This window comes from Ornithinibacter sp. (assembly GCF_035443565.1).
Classification (GTDB): Bacteria; Actinomycetota; Actinomycetes; order Actinomycetales; family Dermatophilaceae; genus Fodinibacter.
Window position 1 is genome coordinate 12,453 of sequence record NZ_DAORSO010000015.1, and the last position, 2,773, is coordinate 15,225.

Annotated in this window: 2 protein-coding genes; one reads left to right on the forward strand and one right to left on the reverse strand. The window is 68.3% G+C overall.

Annotation, left to right across the window (positions count from 1 at the left end; translation table 11 throughout):
• Positions 1–1,973, reverse strand: a 1,973-nt coding sequence (gene glgX / locus PLL68_RS03400) for a glycogen debranching protein GlgX (protein ID WP_324531687.1), incomplete at its 3' end; no start/stop codon positions are given.
• Positions 1,974–2,135: 162 nt separating this feature from the next.
• Here glgX and PLL68_RS03405 point away from each other — a divergent pair.
• Positions 2,136–2,773: SDR family NAD(P)-dependent oxidoreductase (locus PLL68_RS03405; RefSeq protein ID WP_324531656.1), on the forward strand; the 638-nt coding region annotated here is incomplete at its 3' end.

Genomic DNA, 2,773 nt, shown 5'->3' on the forward strand with positions numbered 1-2,773 from the left:
TCGGGGAGCACGAACGAGTCGGCCTCGTGGTGGGCGTTGAAGATGACGAGGAAGTCGTCGTCGAGCACCCGGCGGCCGCGCGAGTCCATGCTGGGGATCGCCTGGCCGTTGAGGAAGACCATGACGGTCTTGGCCTCGTCATTGGCCCAGGCCGACTCCCCCATCAGCTCACCCGAGGGCTGGAACCAGGCGATGTCGCCGAGTTCGGAGGTGCCGCCGTGGTCGGCGCTACCGGCGAAGAACCGGCGCCGGCGGAACACCGCGTGCTCGCGGCGCAGGGTGGTGAGTGCCGCGGTGAAGGCGTAGAGCTCCTTCTGGGCCTCGTCGAGGTCCCAGTCGACCCAGGCGAGCTCGTTGTCCTGGCAGTACACGTTGTTGTTGCCCTGCTGGGTGCGGCCGATCTCGTCGCCGTGGGCGATCATCGGCACGCCCTGGCTGAGCAGGAGCGTGGTGAGGAAGTTGCGCTGCTGGCGCAGGCGCAGGGCGATGACGTCGGGGTTCTCGCTCGGCCCCTCCTCGCCGCAGTTCCAGGAGCGGTTGTGGCTCTCGCCGTCGTTGCCGTCCTCGCCGTTGGCCTCGTTGCGCTTCTCGTTGTACGACACGAGGTCGCGCAGGGTGAAGCCGTCGTGGGCGGTGACGAAGTTGATCGACGCGATCGGCTTGCGGCCGCTGTGCTCGTAGAGGTCGCTGGAGCCGGTCAGGCGCGAGGCGAACTCCCCGAGGGTGCGGGGCTCCCCGCGCCAGAAGTCGCGCACGGTGTCGCGGTACTTGCCGTTCCACTCCGTCCACAGCGGGGGGAAGTTGCCGACCTGGTAGCCACCGTCGCCGACGTCCCAGGGCTCGGCGATGAGCTTGACCTGGCTGATGACCGGGTCCTGCTGGATGAGGTCGAAGAACGCCGAGAGCTTGTCGACCTCGTGGAACTGGCGGGCCAGGGTGGCGGCGAGGTCGAAGCGGAAGCCGTCGACGTGCATCTCGGTGACCCAGTAGCGCAGCGAGTCCATGATCAGCTGGAGCACGTGCGGGTGGCGCATCAGCAGGCTGTTGCCGGTGCCGGTCGTGTCGTAGTAGTGCTCCTTGGCGTCGTCGACGAGGCGGTAGTACGCCGCGTTGTCGATGCCGCGGAAGCACAGCGTCGGGCCGAACTCGTTGCCCTCGGCGGTGTGGTTGTAGACGACGTCGAGGATGACCTCGATGTCGGCGGCGTGCAGCGCCTTGACCATGGCCTTGAACTCGGTGACCTGCTCGCCACGGCGTCCGCGGGCGTACCCGTTGTGCGGGGCGAGGAAGCCGATGGTGTTGTAGCCCCAGTAGTTCGTCAGGCCCTTGGCCTGCAGGGAGGTGTCCTGCACGAACTGGTGCACCGGCATCAGCTCGATCGCCGTGATGCCCAAGGTGCTCAGGTGGTCGATGATCGCCGGGTGGGCGATGCCCGCGTAGGTGCCGCGGATCTCCTCGGGCACCTCCGGGTGGGTCATCGTGAGGCCCTTGACGTGCGCCTCGTAGATGACGGTGTCGTGGTACTCGTGGCGCGGCGGCCGGTCGTGGCCCCAGTCGAAGTAGGGGTTGATGACGACCGAGAGCATCGTCTTGCCGAGGTTGTCCTCGGTGTTGCGCTTGGTCGGGTCGGTGAAGTCGTAGGAGAACAACGCCTGGTCGTTGGTGACCTGACCCTCGATGGCCTTGGCGTACGGGTCCAGGAGCAGCTTGCTCGGGTCGCAGCGGTGGCCGTTGGCGGGGTCGAACGGGCCGTGGACCCGGAACCCGTAGAGCTGACCGGGTGAGACCCCGGGCAGGTAGGCGTGGTGGACGAAGCCGTCGACCTCGGGCAGGTCGATGCGGGTCTCGACGCCCTCGTCGTCGATGAGGCAGAGCTCAACCCGCTCTGCGACCTCGCTGAACAGGGCGAAGTTCACGCCGCTGCCGTCATAGGTGGCGCCAAGGGGGTATGCGGTACCGGGCCAGATCTGCACTGGTTGCCTTCCGTGGGTGGTCACAAAACCAGCGACGGTGCTGGGCTCACGGGGGCACACGAGCCACCCGCGGGTTCTTTCAAACTTACCGGTCGGGACCGACAGCGCGAAAACGTTCGGCCGCGTCCGGCATCCGAAGTACCCCTCGGTAGGGTGCGGGGCATGGAGAACCAACGTGTCGCCGTCGTCACCGGAGCAGCTCGCGGCATCGGGGCGGCGACCGCCACCCGGCTGGCCCGGGACGGTTTTGCCGTGGCCGTGCTCGACCTCGACGAGGGCGCCTGCGAAACCGTGGCCGACAGCATCCGCGCCGACGGCGGCACCGCCCTCGGGCTCGGGGTCGACGTCACCGACGCCGAGCAGGTCGAGTCGGGCGTGGCCCGCGTGGCCGACGAGCTCGGCCCGCCGGTGGTGCTCGTCAACAACGCCGGCATCATCCGCGACAACCTCATCTTCAAGATGACCGAGGGCGACTGGGATGCCGTGATGGCGGTGCACCTCAAGGGCGCCTTCCTCATGACCCGCGCGTGCCAGGCCCACATGACGGCCCAGAAGTACGGCCGGATCGTCAACCTGTCGTCGTCGTCGGCCCAGGGCAACCGCGGGCAGGCCAACTACTCCGCGGCCAAGGCGGGGCTCCAGGGCTTCACCAAGACCCTCGCCATCGAGCTCGGTCGGTTCGGGGTGACCGCGAACGCGGTGGCGCCGGGGTTCATCCAGACCGACATGACCGCGGCGACCGCCGAGCGGATCGGGATGCCGTTCGAGGACTTCCTGGCGCAGGCCGCCGCCGCGGTGCC